General features: G+C 72.4%; 11 protein-coding genes. 5 read left to right on the top strand and 6 right to left on the bottom strand.

Annotated features, from left to right (window positions below):
* Window positions 1-100 precede the first annotated feature (100 nt).
* The 5 genes from HUT18_RS27070 (at window position 101) to HUT18_RS27050 (ending at window position 6233) form a co-directional block, all read left to right on the top strand.
* Entirely contained in the window at window positions 101-2011 is a 1911-nt protein-coding gene (locus HUT18_RS27070; RefSeq protein WP_176103145.1) for an ABC transporter substrate-binding protein, read from the top strand.
* A 145-nt stretch (window positions 2012-2156) separates the two neighbouring features.
* Window positions 2157-3233, top strand: a complete 1077-nt coding sequence (locus tag HUT18_RS27065; protein ID WP_176103144.1) for an ABC transporter permease — start codon at window positions 2157-2159, stop codon at window positions 3231-3233.
* Window positions 3230-4219, top strand: coding sequence for an ABC transporter permease (locus HUT18_RS27060; protein WP_176103143.1), 990 nt, complete (start codon window positions 3230-3232; stop codon window positions 4217-4219). Before HUT18_RS27065 ends, HUT18_RS27060 begins: the two co-directional genes overlap by 4 nt.
* Window positions 4216-5205: an ABC transporter ATP-binding protein gene (locus tag HUT18_RS27055; protein WP_176103142.1), complete on the top strand. Its 990-nt coding sequence runs from the start codon at window positions 4216-4218 to the stop codon at window positions 5203-5205. The genes HUT18_RS27060 and HUT18_RS27055 overlap by 4 nt, the downstream gene beginning before the upstream one ends.
* Window positions 5202-6233 carry an ABC transporter ATP-binding protein gene (locus tag HUT18_RS27050; protein ID WP_176103141.1) on the top strand — a complete coding sequence of 344 codons (1032 nt, stop codon included), beginning with the start codon at window positions 5202-5204 and terminating at the stop codon, window positions 6231-6233. Before HUT18_RS27055 ends, HUT18_RS27050 begins: the two co-directional genes overlap by 4 nt.
* Before the next feature lie 75 nt (window positions 6234-6308).
* Here HUT18_RS27050 and HUT18_RS27045 read toward each other — a convergent pair whose 3' ends face one another.
* The 6 genes from HUT18_RS27045 to infB all read right to left on the bottom strand — a co-directional run bounded on the left by HUT18_RS27045 (window position 6309) and on the right by infB (window position 16579).
* On the bottom strand, window positions 6309-7268 hold the full coding sequence (locus HUT18_RS27045) for a bifunctional riboflavin kinase/FAD synthetase (RefSeq protein WP_176103140.1): 960 nt from the start codon (window positions 7266-7268) through the stop codon (window positions 6309-6311).
* Window positions 7269-7563: 295 nt separating this feature from the next.
* Entirely contained in the window at window positions 7564-11265 is a 3702-nt protein-coding gene (locus tag HUT18_RS27040) for a serine protease (RefSeq protein ID WP_254878829.1), read from the bottom strand.
* 215 nt (window positions 11266-11480) lie between these two features.
* A complete protein-coding gene (gene truB / locus HUT18_RS27035) occupies window positions 11481-12389 on the bottom strand; it encodes a tRNA pseudouridine(55) synthase TruB (RefSeq protein ID WP_176103139.1) in 909 nt (302 codons plus the stop codon).
* Complete coding sequence (gene rbfA, locus HUT18_RS27030; protein ID WP_176103138.1) at window positions 12386-12844, bottom strand: 30S ribosome-binding factor RbfA; 459 nt, start codon at window positions 12842-12844, stop codon at window positions 12386-12388. Before rbfA ends, truB begins: the two co-directional genes overlap by 4 nt.
* An 81-nt stretch (window positions 12845-12925) precedes the next feature.
* Window positions 12926-13219: a DUF503 domain-containing protein gene (locus tag HUT18_RS27025; protein ID WP_176103137.1), complete on the bottom strand. Its 294-nt coding sequence runs from the start codon at window positions 13217-13219 to the stop codon at window positions 12926-12928.
* A 192-nt stretch (window positions 13220-13411) separates the two neighbouring features.
* The gene (gene infB / locus HUT18_RS27020) at window positions 13412-16579 is read right to left on the bottom strand and encodes a translation initiation factor IF-2 (protein ID WP_176103136.1); all 3168 of its coding nucleotides are present in this window, start codon (window positions 16577-16579) and stop codon (window positions 13412-13414) included.
* Window positions 16580-16657: the final 78 nt, after the last annotated feature.

Raw genomic sequence — 16657 nt, 5'->3', positions numbered from 1 at the left:
GACGGGTGATGACGGCCGCTGATAAACATCCACATCAACCAGTCGGCGTCCCATGATCGATCAGCCATCCCGGCGCGAGTGATGACGCGAGGTCAACCCCATGGATAGCTTCGACAGACACGATCCACACGGCACGACCCGATCCCCGGTACCGTCCGCACCGTCCTCCCGCCGCCTCCGCAACGGCCGCGCCAAGGTGCTGCTGGCCTCCGGCGCGGCGGCCCTGGCCCTGACGGCGGCCGCGGTCACCCCGCTGGGTCCCGGCCCGCAGCAGGCCCACGCCGACGGGAGCGAGGGCGGGGGCAAGGACAAGAAGGTCCTCACCGTCGCCGTCGCGCAGAGCGTCGACTCGCTGAGCCCGTTCCTCGCCACCCGGCTGGTGAGTACGAGCGTGCACCGGCTCATGTACGAGTACCTGACCAACTACGACCCCAAGGACAACCACGCGGTCCCGGGCCTGGCCACCAAGTGGGAGCCCTCGCCGGACAAGCTGACCTGGACGTACACCATCCGCACCAACTCCAAGTGGTCGGACGGCAAGCAGGTCACCGCCGAGGACGCGGCGTGGACCTTCAACAAGATGATGAGCGACGACGGGGCGGCGACCGCGAACGGCAGTTTCGTCGGCAACTTCGAGAAGGTCACCGCGCCGAGCCCGACCGAGCTGGTCATCGAGCTGAAGAAGCCGCAGGCGACGATGGCGGCGCTCGACGTGCCGATCGTGCCCAAGCACGTCTGGGAGAAGGTCGACGACTTCTCCAAGTTCAACAACGACAAGAAGTTCCCGCTGGTCGGCAACGGCCCCTTCGTGGTCACCGGCTACAAGGCCGACAGCTATGTGACCCTCAAGCCCAACAAGTCCTTCTGGCGGGGCGCGCCGAAGTTCGACGAGCTGGTCTTCAAGTACTACAAGGACGGCGACGCCGCGGTCGCCGCGCTGCAGAAGGGCGAGGTCTCCTTCGTCCAGGGCCTCACGCCCGCCCAGGCCGAGGCGCTGGAGGGCAACGGCAACATCAAGGTCAACGACGCGCCGGGCCGCCGTTTCTACGCCATCGCCACCAACCCGGGGGCGCGGACCAAGGGCGGCGAGAAGTTCGGCGACGGGCACCCCTCGCTCCTCGACCAGAAGGTGCGCCGGGCACTGTTCATGGCGGTGGACCGCAAGACGATCGTCGACAAGGTCTTCCAGGGCCACGCGGTCGAGGGCAAGGGCTACATCCCGCCGCGCTTCAGTACGTACTACTGGCAGCCGGAGAGCGCTCAGGAGTGGGCGTACGACCCGAAGGCCGCCGGAAGGCTCCTGGACGAGGCGGGCTACCGCAAGAACGGTGACGGCAAGCGGGTCGGCAAGGACGGCAAGCCGCTGAACTACCGGATGCTGTGCCACGCCACCGACCCGAACGACAAGGCGGTCGGCAAGTACCTGAAGGAGTGGTGGAGCGAGCTCGGCGTCGGTCTGGAGCTGAACTGCCTGGACAACGTCACCGACCCGTGGCTGGCCGGGAAGTACGACCTGGCCTTCGACGGCTGGTCGGTCAACCCCGACCCGGACTTCGTCCTGTCGATCCACACCTGCGGCGCGCTGCCCGCGACGCCCGCGGACACCGGTGCGACGGACAACTTCATCTGCGACAAGAAGTACGACGACCTGTACGCGCGGCAGCTCGCCGAGTACGACGAGGGCAAACGGGCGGATCTGGTGAAGCAGATCCAGTCGCGGCTCTACGACACGGGCTACATGAACGTGATGGCGTATCCGAACGCGGTGGAGGCCTACCGGACCGACCAGATCGGGTCGATCACCACGATGCCCTCGGACGCCGGGAACATCTACGGGCAGGACGGGTACTGGAGCTGGTGGTCGGCGGCTCCCGCGAACTCCGGTGCGTCGTCCGACTCCTCGGGCTCGGCCGGGGTCATCATCGGCATCGTCGGGGTCGTCATCGTCCTCGGAGCCGGAGCGGCGTTCTTCGCGATCCGGCGCCGTTCCACCGCGGACGACCGCGAGTAGTACCTGCTCCACCGCACCCACGAGCGCGAACCAAGGGGCCCGCGGTGGCGGCGGAACGGTCCGTCGGGCCGACCGGGCCCCGGTTCGCCCGGCCCGACGAGCGTTCGTTCCGTTGTCACCCAGGCCCCGCCGGAGGGAACACGGCATGGCAGCAGCTGAGAGCAGTCCCTCGCTCGCCGGGGAGGCGAAGTCCGACGGCCCGGCGCAGGCCGGGCCGTCGGCGCGCGGTCCCCGGGCGGGCGACACCAGGGCGTATCTGCGGTACGTGGCGGCGAAGCTGGGCGGCGCGGTCGTCTCGCTGTTCGCCGTCCTGGTCACCACCTTCTTCCTGTTCCGTCTCATCCCCGGTGATCCGGTCAAGACGATGACCGGCGGGCGCCAGGTCTCCGCCGAGCAGATCGCCTCGCTCCGCGAGGAGTTCGGTCTGGACCTGCCGGTGTGGGAGCAGTTCACCCACTACTGCGGCCAGGCGCTCACCGGGGACCTCGGCACCTCGTACCAGTTCCGGGCCCCGGTGATCGACAAGATCACCGAGGCGCTGCCGAACACGCTCCTGCTGACCGGGACGGCGTTCGTGCTGTACACGGCGCTCGGGCTGTTCCTGGGTACCCGTTCCGCCTGGCGCAACGGGCGACTCGGCGACCGGATGAACACCGGGATCGCGCTGACGCTGTACTCGGTGCCCTCGTTCTGGCTCGGGCTGCTGCTGATCATCGTCTTCGGGGTGGGCATGGGCCCGGTGCCCGGGATGTTCCCGACCGGCGGCATGGAGTCCGGCGGCGAGACGGGCTTCGCGTACGTCCTGGACGTGGCCCACCACCTGGTGCTTCCGGTGCTCACGCTGGTCGCCGTCGAGTACGGGCAGACGCTGCTCGTGACCCGGTCGGCGCTGCTCGACGAGATGGGCAGCGACTATCTGACGACGGCGCGGGCCAAGGGGCTGCGGGACGACCTGGTGCGGCGCAGGCATGCGGTGCCCAACGCGCTGCTGCCGACCGTGACACTGATCTTCGTCAATCTGGGCCGTCTGGTCGCGGGCGTCATCCTGGTGGAGACGGTGTTCTCCTGGCCGGGCCTGGGCGGCCTGTTCTACCAGGCGCTGAGCGTGCCCGATCTGCCGCTGGTGCAGGGCCTGTTCCTCGTCTTCGCCTCGGCGGTGATCGTGATGAACACCCTCGCCGAGATCATCTATCCGCTGCTCGACCCGAGGGTGGGCCGATGACGACCGAATCCACCGCCGGGGACGAGCGGACCAGCCCGGACCCGCCGCCCGCGAACGGTTCTCCGGGCGCCCGCAAGGACAATCCCCGGCCCCCGGCCGGTCCGCGCTCGCTGGCCTGGCAGCGGCGCAGGCGTTCGGTGTCCCGCTTCTGGCGGCAGTACCGGGCCCAGCGCGCCGGTCTGGCCGGTCTGGTCCTGCTCCTGCTGTTCGCGGCCGTCGCCCTGACCGCGCCCTGGACCATCGGCTCGGACGTACAGAGCGTGACGCACGCGCCGGGCCGTCCGATGCAGGAGCCGAGCGGCGAATTCTGGCTGGGGACCGACCAGTTCGGCCGCGACCTGCTCGGTCTGGTGCTGTGGGGTTCGCGGGTGTCGCTGCTCGTGGGCCTGCTCGCGGCGGGTCTCTCGGTGGCGATCGGGGCGCTGGTGGGGATCACCGCGGGGCACTTCAAGGGCTGGTACGCGACGGTGGCGATGCGGGTCACGGACTGGTTCCTGGTGATGCCGACCCTGGTGCTCGCGGTGGCCCTGGCGACGGTGATGTCCCGGTCCCTGCTCACCGTGGTCATCGCGATCGGGGTGACCACCTGGCCGACGACCGCCCGCCTGGTACGCGCCCAGACGCTCGCCGTGGAGTCGCGTCCCTACATCGAGCGGGCCAAGGCGCTCGGCGGCGGGCACGGCCACATCATGTCGCGGCACGTCCTGCCCAATGTGATGCCGCTGGTGCTCGCCCAGACCACGCTCGGCATCTCCAGCGCCATCCTCACCGAGGCGACGCTGGCCTTCCTCGGACTCGGCGACCCCTCGATCACCTCCTGGGGCAGCATGCTCCAGGACGCCCGCGAGGCCGGGGCGGTCAGCTCGGGCCACTGGTGGTACCTGGTGCCGCCGGGCATCGCGATCGCGCTCGTCGCGCTCTCCTTCACGCTGTGCGGCCGCGCCGTGGAGTCCGTGCTCAACCCGCGCCTGGGGGTGACCAAATGACGCTCTCCAAGGACGGGCTCCTGCTGGAGGTCAGAAACCTCGAAGTGACGTACGCGGGCGGCGCGGCGGCGGTGCGCGGAGTGGACCTGAGCCTGGCCGCGGGCCGGAAGCTGGGCATCGCGGGCGAGTCCGGCTGCGGCAAGTCGACCCTGGCGCTCGCGCTGCTGCGGCTGCTGCCGCCCGGGGCGCGGGTGAGCGGCGAGGTGCTGCTCGGCGGCGAGGACGTGCTCGCGATGAAGTGGGGCCGGGTGCGTGCGGTGCGCTGGGCGGGCGCCTCGGTCGTCTTCCAGGGCGCGATGCACTCGCTCAACCCGGTACAGCGGATCGGCGAGCAGATCGCCGAGCCGATCGTCCTGCACCGGCTGGCGACCCCGGCGGCCGCCCGGTGCAGGGCGGGTGAGCTGCTCGAACACGTGGGGCTGCCCGCCGCGCGCGGGCGGGCCTATCCGCACGAGCTGTCCGGCGGGCAGCGCCAGCGCGTGATGATCGCGATGGCGCTCGCCTGCGATCCGGCGCTGATCATCGCCGACGAGCCGACCACCGCCCTCGATGTGATGATCCAGGCCCAAATCCTGCGCCTGATCGAGCAGTTGGTCACCGAGCAGGACGTCGGACTGATCATGATCAGCCACGACCTCGCCGTCCTCGCCGACACCTGTGACCGGCTCGCCGTGATGTACGCGGGCCGCGTGGTCGAGGAGGGCCCGGCCCGCGAGGTCTACGAGTCGGCGCGGCACCCGTACGGCAGGGCGCTGTCGGCGGCGTTCCCGCGGATCGGGGACATCGCCTCCCGGTTCGCGCCGCGCGGGCTGCCCGGGGATCCGCCCGATCCGTCGGAGCTGCCCGGCGGCTGCACCTTCCATCCGCGCTGTCCGGTGGCCGTCGAAGTGTGCGCCACACAGGACCAGTTGCTGCGCGGCGCGGGCGAGGACCGGCAGGCGGCCTGTGTGCACGCGGGCGCCGAGGATGCGAGGAGCGGCTCATGACGACGACCACCGGCGGCGCGGCGCCGCTGCTCACCGCTCAGGGGCTGCACGTCGGATTCCCGGGCAGGCGCGGGGAGTTGCCCGCCCGGGCCGTGGACGGTGTGGACCTTGACATCGCTCCGGGCGAGATCGTGGCCCTGGTCGGCGAGTCCGGCTGCGGGAAGACCACGCTCGCACGGTCGCTGCTCGGTCTGGTCCCGCCCACCGGCGGCCGGGTCACCTTCGCCGGGAAGCCCCTCGACTACTCGGGCCGGGCCCTCAAGTCCTACCGCAAACGTGTCCAGTTGGTGCTCCAGGACCCGAGCGGCTCGCTCAATCCCCGGCACACCGTGTACGACGCGGTGGCCGAGGGGCTGCGTATCCATGGCTGCGCCGGGGACGAACAGGCCGCCGTGGCCGAGGCGTTGGCGCGCGCGGGGCTGCGTCCGCCGGAGCGCTTCTTCCTGCGCTATCCGCACGAGCTGTCGGGCGGCCAGCGGCAGCGGGTGGTGATCGCCGGTGCGCTGGTCCTGGAGCCCGAACTCCTGGTCGCCGACGAGCCGGTGGCCTCTCTGGACGCCTCGGTACGCGGCGAGATCCTCGCCCTGCTGCTCGGCCTGCGCGAGGAACTCGGCCTGTCCGCACTGGTGGTGACGCACGACCTGGGTCTGGCGTGGAACATCGCCGACCGGGTCGCGGTGATGTATCTGGGACGGATCGTGGAGACGGGTCGGGTCGAGCAGATCCTGACCGAGCCTCAACATCCGTACACCCAGGCGCTGTTGTCCGTGCTCCCGGAGGCCGCGGGCGAGCCTGTGGTGCTCAGCGGCGAGCCGCCGGACCCTTCGCGGATCCCGGGCGGCTGCCGGTTCCACGCCCGCTGTCAGGTACTTGCGAGCGGCGAGGCGCAGCGGTCGGGCGTGGCCGAGGCCTGCCGGACCGTGGAGTTGCCGGTCCTTGCCGGCGGTGGTGCGACCCAGGTCGCTTGTCACTGGGCGGCGCTGCGGGGGCGACGTGGCGGCGACAAGGCCGACGGCGCCAAGGGATAGGACCGGTTCAACGGGACGGCGGGCCAGGGGGGTTGGCCCGCCGTTCGGGTACGTACGCCGGGTCCTCGCGACGGGTCAGACGCGCGGCGCCTCGGCGTCGGCGAGCAGCACGCGGCAGCGCTGTACGTCGTCGGCGATCGCGTCGAGCAGGACGTCGACGGACTCGAACTTGGCCTGCCCGCGGACGAAGGCGAGGAAGTCGACTGCGACGTGCAGCCCGTACAGGTCGAGGCCCACCCGGTCGATGGCGTACGCCTCGACGGTGCGCTCGGTGCCGTCGAACTGCGGGTTGGTGCCCACGGAGACGGCGGCGGGCATCGCCTCGCCGTCGACCTGGAGCCAGCCCGCGTAGACACCGTCGGCGGGGATGGCGGTGTGCGGCAGCGTCTCCACGTTGGCGGTGGGGAAGCCGAGTTCACGGCCGCGCTGGGCGCCGCGTACCACGATGCCCTCGACGCGGTGCGGGCGGCCGAGGATCTCCGCGGCGCCCGCGACGTCGCCCTCCGCGATCAGCGCACGGGTCAGCGTGGAGGAGAAGGGCTTTCCGCCGCCCGCCTCGCCGCTGACGAACAGGTCGATGACCTCGACCTCGTAGTCGTAGGTCGCGCCGAGCTCGCGCAGGAAGTCGACATTGCCCGCGGCCTTGTGCCCGAAACGGAAGTTGGGGCCCTCGACGACGCTCTTGGCGTGCAGCCGGTCGATGAGCACCTTCACGACGAAGTCGGCGGGCGAAAGCTTCGAGAACTCGTGGGTGAAGGGGAGGACAAGCACCGCGTCCACGCCGAGTTCGGCCATCAGGTCGGCCCTGCGGTGGTGCGGGGCGAGCAGCGGCGGGTGGCTGCCGGGGCGCACCACCTCGCTGGGGTGCGGGTCGAAGGTGACGACGACCGAGGGGATGCCGAGCTCACGCGCGCGTTCCACCGCCCTGCCGATGATCAGCTGGTGACCGCGGTGCACCCCGTCGTAGGACCCGATGGTGACGACGCTGCGCCCCCAGTCCTCGGGGATCTCCTCCAAGCCACGCCAGCGCTGCACTCTGACCGCTCCTCGAACCCGTGTCCGTGATTGCCTCTTCCGCAGCTCTAAGAGTGCCATGCCGACGCGGTACGGCCCGCACCGGCATGGGGCGGTGAGGCGCGGAGCACAGGGGTCGGTGCGGGGCGGGGACGGGCTCCGGGCGGCTCGGGAGGATTTGCCCCGCGCGGGCGGGGCGGTTCAGGGCGTCTTCGGCCGTCGCGTACAGGTGGTGGCCTGACGGGCGGGCCGTACGAGAAGGGGCGCGGCGTGCGCCCGGCCCACCGGCACCCGCCCGTGCCCGCGCGCCCCTGCGTCACACCCCCACCGGCTCCGCCGCGAGGTTCTCGATCGTGCGCCGGGTGCCGGGGCCCAGCAGAGGGGACCAGGAGGCCGGGTAGTCGGTGAGCCAGCGGGAGAGGAGAGCGGCGAAGCCGGGGGTCGCGCGGGCGAGCTCCACCAGGCCGCGGTCCAGGCGGGAGGCTCCCTGCGGGGTGCGGGCGAGCAGGGTTCCGGTGCGATGGACCAGGTCGTGGCTCTCCTCGTCGCCGCGCTGCGGGGCGCACTCGGCGAGTGCGGCGATCAGTGCGTACAGGACCTCGGGGTCCTCCTCGTGGGCGAGGAACACGTCGAGGATCTCCCGGCGCAGCGGCCGGGACGCGGCGGTGCCGGGGCGCACCGCGACCAGCGCGAGGGCTGCCCGTACCTCGGGGCCTTCCTCCCGCAGCAGCCCGGTGAGCAGTGGCAGCAGTACGGACCTGGCGTGGGCACCCTGCTCCAGCCTGCGCTCGGCGTACGCGGCGACGGCGGCCGCGGTCTGCGGACGGCGCCGCACCACGTCCTGGACCAGGGTGGCCACGCGCCGGGACGAGGCGGGCGAGGTGACCTGGGCGAGGGCGTCGAGGAGTTCCGTCGCCTCGGCGAGGTGGCCGGGAAGCAGCAGCCGCGTGCGGCAGGCGGCGAGCACCGCCTCGGGGTCCGAGGGCAGGGCGACGAGCAGCGCGTCGACCGGCACCCGGGCCTGGCCGGAGGCGAAGTGCCGCAGGGCTTCGGGCAGATGGCGCTCGCGGGTCAGCGGATCGCGTACGAGCAGGGCCAGCGCGCTGCCGTGCAGGGTGCAGTCGCCGGTGCGCGAGAGCAGGGTGAGCGCGGCGAAGCGCAGGAGTTCACGGTCGGCCTCCAGGTGGGCGTGGCGCGCGGCGAGGGTGGCGTAGGCGGCCGCGGCTACGTGACGGTCGGGGCGTTCGTCGTGGGCCCAGCGGTCCACGGCCCGGCACAGGGCGGAAGGTTCCTCCTGGGCGAGGGTGGCGAGCAGTTCGTCGGCCCTGCCGTGCGCGCAGTCCACCAGTGCCTCGATGAGCTCGTCCAGGGCGAGCCCGCGGTGCGTGTGGAGGAGTGCCTGGGCGGCCTCGGCGACGGCGGCCTGTGGGGTGGCCGCGAGTCTGCGCTCGTCGGTGAACCACTCGGTGAGCCTGCGCTGGCCGGTGGGCGGGTCGGCGCGCAGCAGATCGGCGGCCGCGTCGAGGTAGCGGCTGTCGCTGCCGGGCGAGCCGTCCGCCACGACCAGGCGTCGCAACAGGTCGAACCGTTCCTCCTCGGCGAGCGGCAGCCCGGCCCAGAAGTCCGGACCGAACTCGGCACAGGTCCGGCGGCCCTCGGTGCGCCAGGCGACCACCCGTCCGGCCAGCATCCGCAGCACGTTCAGCTGGGGCGTGGCGTCGGGTAGCCGGGAGCAGACCTCGGTCAGCAGATGCGCGGACCACCAGACGGCGTCCCCGGCGCCGGGCGGCGCGTGCTCGCCGAGCTGGGTCAGCTCGTCCAGGGCCTCGGTCAACTCGGCCAGCCTGTCGCCCAGTTCGGCGTCCCCGCGGTCCCGGCCGAGCATCAGCATGGCCTGTGCCACGGGGCCGATGCGGTGCCGTGGCAGGGGCAGTGGACGGTGCGGCAGCGGGGGGCGTTTGCGGTGGGTGCGGCGCCTGCGCTGCTGGGGAACCGGCGCCCGGTGCGGCGAGGTGTCCGTCCGGCGGCGCCGGTTGTGCACCAGGGCCCACAGTGCGGAGTCCAGGTCCAGGTGGAAGCCCTGGATCCAGTCGCCGAACTCCTCGTCGGCGAAGCGGTAGCCCTCGCCCGCGGGGACGAACAGCCCCTCGGTGAGCACCGCGGCCGCCCAGCCCGTACGCCAGGGGAACAGTTCCTCGAAGTCGAGCCGGTCCAAGGAGCCCTGTCCGGCGCCGAGGCAGCGCCGTGCGGCCTCGTGCACCTGTCCGCAGACCCGGGCGGCGAGGCGGCGCAACGCTCCGCCCGCGCACGGGCGTTGCTCCGTCAGCCGCACCGCGGCCCGCAGACAGGCCAGATCCAGCCAGGCCGACAGGACCTCCTCGCGCGAGGGCCGCCCCGGCACCTCGCCGGGCAGGGTGCGCCGCAGATCGCCGAGCAGCCGCAGCGCCAGCGGATGCCGCGCACAGGTCTCGGAAACGAGCTGCTCCGGCAGGTCGCAACGGGTGCGCAGGCTCTTCGCCTCGATCTCGCCGAGCGGCCCCAGGCGTACGCAGGCGGGCAGGCGCTCGTCGGCGCTTCCGTGCAACTGCTTGGCCGGAAAGTGTGCGCCCGCCTGCTCCCAGTACTCGCCCCGGCAGGCGACCACCAGCCGGGCACCGGTGTCCCGGAGCCAGCCCGAGGTCCCGGCGCTCCACTCGGCGAGGCGCTGGGACAGCCCGACGGGCATCTCCTCGGGTCCGTCGAGCAGGAGCAGCAGCGGCCGCCCCGCGTCGGCGGACAGCCGGGCGACCCGCTCCGGGGAGATGTCCCCGAAGGCGACAGGATGCCCGGTGGGACCGGTCAGTCGCTCCGGACGGCGTTCGGCGGCGGGCCGGTGGCGCGGACCGGAGTCCGCTCCGGAGCGCTGGGCGGCCGGGCCGCCCGAGCCGGAGCTCCGCCCCCGTTCCTCGCCCCTCCCCCGCGCTCCGCCCGCCCCCGCCGTGTCCCGGGGCCCGCCGTCCGCGAGCGGCGCACCGTCCTGGGAGGCGGCGAGGATACGGGCCGCGCGGTCCAGCGCCCGGGCGACGGCGTCGGCCAAGGAGTCGTCCTCCGCCAGCAGGTCGGCGCCGCGCAGCCACAGCGTCGGCTGGGGCGCCGATCCGCCGAGCCGGCTCGCGGCGAGCGCGGCGAGTTCGGTGGTACGCCCGCTGCCGGGCACGCCGACCAGTGCGAGCACCGCACTCTCGCCCCGTACGAAGTCGTCGAACTCCCTTGTCAGCCAAGGGCGTTCCACATGCCCCTCGGTGTGTGCGGGCGAGGGGCGCGGGCCGTCGGAGCCGGTCGCGGTGGCGGTGAGGTGCAGGACTCCCGCGAGGTTGAGATCGGCGCCGAAGCCGGGCACGGTCGCGGCGTTGCGCCGCAGCAGCTCGGCGACCGGGCCGGTGGGTTCGGCGGCGGCCGCGTCCCGCAGGGTCACCGCGAATCCGGCCGCGCCGTGTCCGGCCTGGAGGGCGCTGCCAAGGACGGCGAGCACCGATCCGGTCGCCGCGTCGAGCACCGGCCCGCCCGCCGCCTGTCCGCCGAGCCTGAGCGCCTGGCTGCCCTCGGCGCCGACGGCCAGTTCGACGGCGCCGGTCACCAGGTGGAAGCGGTCGGTGGAGGTGTAGGTGACCGGTGAGCGGCCGAGCACCCGCGCGTCCCGCCAGCCGTGCGCGGCCATCCGTACGTAGGAGCCCGCGGGGATGCTGTCGCGCACGGTGACCGGCAGTGGTGGCAGGCCGAGGCCCTCGGTGCCGATCAGGGCCAGATCCGAGCCCGGGACCTCGGTGATCGCCTCGGGTGTGACCACACAGACCCGGTCGCCCGGCGCGTGCAGCACCAGGCGCGGCAGCCCGTCCACCGCCTCGTGACTGGTGATCACGGTGCCCTGCTCGTCCGCGGCGAAGCCCATGCCGCGCACCCGGCCCGCGAGATCGCAGATCCGTACCAGGACCCCGCCGAGTTCCGACGTCTTCTCGCCGAGCCCGTCCCGTACCGTCATGTCCTCGCCTCCCCGCCACCGCCCGTGCGCCCCCGTTCGACTCGACGGTAGGCGGCAGTTGATCAGCGGGACCAGAGGTGCGGGAGAACGCGCCCCCCGCCACTCCCCGATTCACTCCGAGCGCCTGCACGATGAGGTGAACGAGCAGGTCGCGAGGGTTGCCGCGGCGCGGACGGGGAAGGGCGACGGGGGGCCGAGACAGCGCTCGGGCGAACTCAGACGAACACGGCCAGGCTCTTGGCCTTGCCCTTCGACTCCTCGACGAGAACGAGGAAACGGCCGTCCGGACCGAACACGGCGACGGCGCCCCGGCCCGCGTACTGCTCGGGCATGTCCAGGCGGACGCCGTTGACGAGCAGTTCGCCGCGGCGCGCGTCGACGTTCCAGCGCGGGAAGGCCGCCTCGGCCGCCTTCGCCACGGGCATCACGGTCAGCTCCTCCTGGAGCGCTTCGAGGCTGTGCGCCTCGGCGAGCCGGTAGGGGCCGACGCGGGTGCGCCGCAGAGCGGTCAGATGTCCACCGGTGCCGAGCGCGGCACCGATGTCCCGGGCGAGCGCGCGGATGTACGTCCCCGAGGAGCAGACCACGGAGACGACCAGGTCGACGACGGGGGTGCCGTCCTCGGCGGTGGCCTCCCGCAGATCGTGCACGAGGAAGGAGGAGACCGTGACCGGCCGGGCCGGGATCTCGAACTCCTCGCCCTCGCGGGCCCGTTTGTAGCTGCGCTTGCCGTCGATCTTGATCGCGCTGACCTTGGACGGCACCTGCATGATGTCGCCGGTGAGCTTCGCGATCTCGGCGTCCACGGCCCCGCGGGCGAGGCCGTGGGCTCCCGCCGAGGAGGTGATCTCGCCCTCGGCGTCGTCGGTCACGGTGTCCTGACCGAGCCGGATGGTGCCGAGGTACTCCTTCTCGGTCAGCGCGAGGTGCCCGAGAAGCTTGGTGGCGCGCTCGACGCCGAGGACGAGCACTCCGGTCGCCATCGGGTCGAGTGTTCCGGCGTGACCGACACGGCGGGTCCTGGCGATCCCGCGCATCTTCGCCACCACGTCGTGCGAAGTGAAGCCCGACGGCTTGTCCACAATCACAAGGCCGTCGGGCGTCCTGGTTTTCTGCTCGCTCATGAAGCGGCGTCGCCGTCCTCGGTGTCGTCCTCGTCCTCCGGCTTGCGGTACGGATCCGCCCCGCCCGCGTACGCCGCACCGGCGGAGGCCTCGCGGACCTTCTCGTCGGAGGCGCGTGCCTTGTCCAGGAGGTCCTCGATGGTGCGGGCAGTGTCCGGGAGGGCATCGGCGACGAAGGTCAGGGTCGGGGTGAACTTCACACCCGCGGCCCGGCCCACCTCGCTGCGGAGCACGCCCTTGGCGCTCTCCAGGCCCGCGGCCGCCGCCGCGCGCTCCTCGTCGTCCCCGTACACGGTGTAGAAGACGGTCGCCTCCCGCAGGTCACCGGTGACCCTGGTGTCCGTGATGGTCACGTGCGTCCCGAGCCGGGGGTCCTTGATGCCCCGCTGGAGCTTGCTGGCCACCACCTCCCGGATGAGGTCCGCCAGCCTCTTCGCTCGCGCGTTGTCGGCCACTGGTCCGTCTCCCTCTTCTTCCCTGTTCGTTCGCCGGGGGACTCGTGCCGCGCCCCGGCCCGCGGCGCGCACGGCGCCGCATCAGTCGTCCTCGCCGTGGAACCGCCGTCGTACCGACAGCAGTTCCACCTCGGGCCGCCCCGCCACCAGACGCTCGCAGCGGTCGAGCACGTCGTTCAGATGCCCGGCGTCGCCGGACACCATGGCAAGGCCGATACCGGCCCTGCGGTGCAGATCCAGGTGCTCGACCTCCGCCGCGCTCACCGCGTACTTGCGCTGGAGATCGGCGACGATCGGGCGGACCACGGAACGCTTCTCCTTCAGCGACCGTACGTCGCCGAGAAGCAGATCGAAGGACAGAGTCCCCACATACATAGATGTCCGGATGACCCGCCGGTACGGGATCGGCGCCCTGCCCTGGTGTGGCAGGGACAGCCAAACCGTACACGCAGCGGCCGGGGCCGATCGACGGGAATTTCTCCCGCCGACCGGCCCCGGACCGGTTGCTCGGCTGCTGCTCGCGGGACCCGGCCGCGCAGGGCGGACCGGGTACCGCCTGCGGCCCCGTCAGACGCGCGGCTTCTCGCGCATCTCGTAGGTCGCGATGACGTCGTCGACCTTGATGTCGTTGAAGTTTCCGAGGTTGATACCACCCTCGAAGCCTTCGCGGATCTCGGTGACGTCGTCCTTGAAGCGGCGCAGACCCTCGATGTTGAGGCTCTCCGCGATGACCTTGCCGTCGCGGATGAGGCGGGCCTTGGTGTTCCGCTTGACCTCGCCGGAGCGGATGAGAACACCCGCGATGTTGCCCAGCTTGGACGACTTGAAGACCTCGCGGATCTCCGCCGTACCGAGCTCGACCTCTTCGTACTCCGGCTTGAGCATGCCCTTGAGGGCCGCCTCGATCTCCTCGATCGCCTGGTAGATGACCGAGTAGTAGCGGACGTCCACACCCTCGCGCTCGGCCATCTGCGTGGCACGCCCGGCGGCGCGCACGTTGAAGCCGATGACGATGGCGTCGGAGCCCATGGCCAGGTCGATGTCCGACTCGGTGACCGCACCGACACCGCGGTGCAGCACCCGGATGTCGACCTCTTCGCCGACGTCGAGCTGGAGCAGCGAGGACTCCAGGGCCTCGACCGAACCGGACGCGTCGCCCTTGATGATGAGGTTGAGCTGCTGGACCTCGCCCGCCTTGAGCACCTTGTCCAGGTCCTCGAGGGACACCCGGCGGGTGCGCTTGGCGAAGGCGGCGTTGCGCTCGCGGGCGGCACGCTTCTCGGCGATCTGACGGGCCGTACGGTCCTCGTCGACGACGATGAAGTTGTCGCCGGCGCCCGGGACGTTGGTCAGACCCAGGACCTGGACCGGCGTCGACGGGCCCGCTTCCTCGACGTTGTTGCCGAGGTCGTCGAGCATCGCGCGGACGCGGCCGTAGGCGTCGCCGACGACCATCGTCTCGCCGACCCGCAGGGTGCCGCGCTGGACCAGGACGGTCGCGGTGGCACCGCGGCCCTTGTCCAGGTGGGCCTCGATCGCGATGCCCTGCGCGTCCTGCTCCGGGTTGGCACGCAGGTCGAGCGAGGCGTCCGCGGTGAGGATGACGGCCTCCAGGAGGCTGTCGATGTGCAGACCCTGCTTGGCGGAGATGTCGACGAACATGGTGTCGCCGCCGTACTCCTCGGCCACCAGGCCGTACTCGGTCAGCTGACCGCGCACCTTGGTCGGGTCGGCGCCCTCGACGTCGATCTTGTTGACCGCGACCACGATCGGCACCTCGGCCGCCTTGGCGTGGTTCAGGGCCTCGATCGTCTGCGGCATCACACCGTCGTTGGCCGCCACCACGAGGATCGCGATGTCGGTCGACTTGGCACCACGGGCACGCATGGCGGTGAACGCCTCGTGACCCGGGGTGTCGATGAAGGTGATCCGTCGCTCTTCGGCGTTGACCTCGGTCGTGACCTGGTAGGCACCGATGTGCTGGGTGATGCCGCCGGCCTCGCCCGCGATGACGTTCGTCTTGCGGATCGCGTCGAGGAGTCGGGTCTTACCGTGGTCGACGTGACCCATGACGGTCACCACCGGCGGACGGGAGACCAGCGCGGCCTCGCCGCCCTCGTCCTCGCCGAACTCCAGGTCGAAGGACTCGAGAAGCTCGCGGTCCTCCTCCTCGGGGCTGACGATCTGGATCGTGTAGTTCATCTCCGACGCCAGCATTTCCAGCGTGTCGTCCGAGACGGACTGGGTCGCGGTGACCATTTCGCCGAGGTTCATCATGACCGCGACGAGCGACGCCGGGTTGGCGTTGATCTTCTCCGCGAAGTCGGTGAGCGAGGCACCGCGCGACAGGCGAATGGTCTCGCCGTTGCCGCGAGGCAGCATCACACCGCCGACCGACGGGGCCTGCATGGCCTCGTACTCCTGGCGCCGCTGCCGCTTCGACTTGCGGCCACGACGGGCCGGACCGCCGGGACGACCGAAGGCGCCCTGCGTGCCACCACGGCCACCGGGACCACCGGGACGACCGCCGAAGCCGGGACGGCCACCGCCGCCACCGCCGAAGCCGCCACCACCGCCGGGACCACCGGGACGACCGGCGAAACCGCCGCCGCCACCGGGACGACCGCCGCCGCCACCACCGCCGGGACGACCGGCGAAGCCGCCGCCGCCACCGGGACGACCTGCACCACCCGGACGGCCACCGCCGCCGGGACCACGACCGCCACCGGGACCGCCGCCGGGGCGGGGGCCCGCGGCCGGACGCTGCGGCATCATGCCGGGGTTCGGACGGCCCGGACCGCCGGGGCCGCCGCCGGGGCGGGGCGCCTGCGGACGCGGCATGCCGCCCGGAGTCGGACGACCGCCGCCGGGACCGGCCTGCGGACGAGGCGCACCCTGACCGCCCTGCGGACGGGGAGCACCGGGCGCACCGGGACCACCCGGACGCGGGGCACCACCGGGCGCACCGGCGCCGCCGGGACGCGGGGCGCCACCCGGACGGGGCGCCTGCGGGCGCGCCATGCCGGTGGAACCGCCGGAGGTGAAGGGGTTGTTGCCCGGACGCGGGCCTGCCGGACGGCCACCGGGACGCGGGGCCTGACCTGCGGGACGGGGCGCCTGGCCACCGGAACGCGGAGCGCCGCCGGGAGCCGGACGGTCACCGCGGCCGGGAGCCTGACCCTGGCCGGGCGTGGCCGGACGGGCCGTACCGGGCTTGGGCGCGCCACCGGGACGACCGCCCGGACGCGAGGGCGCCGGGGAGGGCGCGGCAGGCGGTGCCGTGAACTCCGGGGCACCGGCCGAGGCGGCCGGGGCCGACGCGGGCTTGGGCGCCGCGGGCGGCTTGGGACCCGGCGTGGGACGCGGGCCGGGGGCTGCCGCCGCCGGCTTCTCCGCGGCCGGGGGCTTGGGCGCTCCCGGCTTCGGTGCCGCCGGACGGTCGCCCGCCGGCTTGTCGGCACGCGGTGCGCCACCGGGCTTCGCCGCACCCGGAGGTGCGGGCGTCGGGGCGCTGCCCGCGCTCTTGGCGGGCGCGGTCTTGCGCGGGGCAGGCTTCGCGGACTTGCCGGAGCCCGAGCCCTGCTCGAATGCATCAGTAAGTTTGCGTACGACGGGCGCCTCGATTGTCGAGGACGCCGAACGGACGAATTCACCGAGTTCCTGGAGCTTGGCCATGACGACCTTGCTCTCCACACCGAACTCCTTGGCGAGTTCGTATACCCGGACCTTAGCCACTTCGCTCCTTTTAGGTCCGGGTTGCGCCGGACCGTCGCTACTTCATGGGCGTACTCATCGCGTACTCATCGAGTGCTC

The sequence above is a fragment of the Streptomyces sp. NA04227 genome (assembly GCF_013364195.1).
GTDB lineage: Bacteria > Actinomycetota > Actinomycetes > Streptomycetales > Streptomycetaceae > Streptomyces.
Note: the sequence above shows the minus strand (reverse complement) of the source record. Positions and strands in the feature narration are given on the sequence as shown.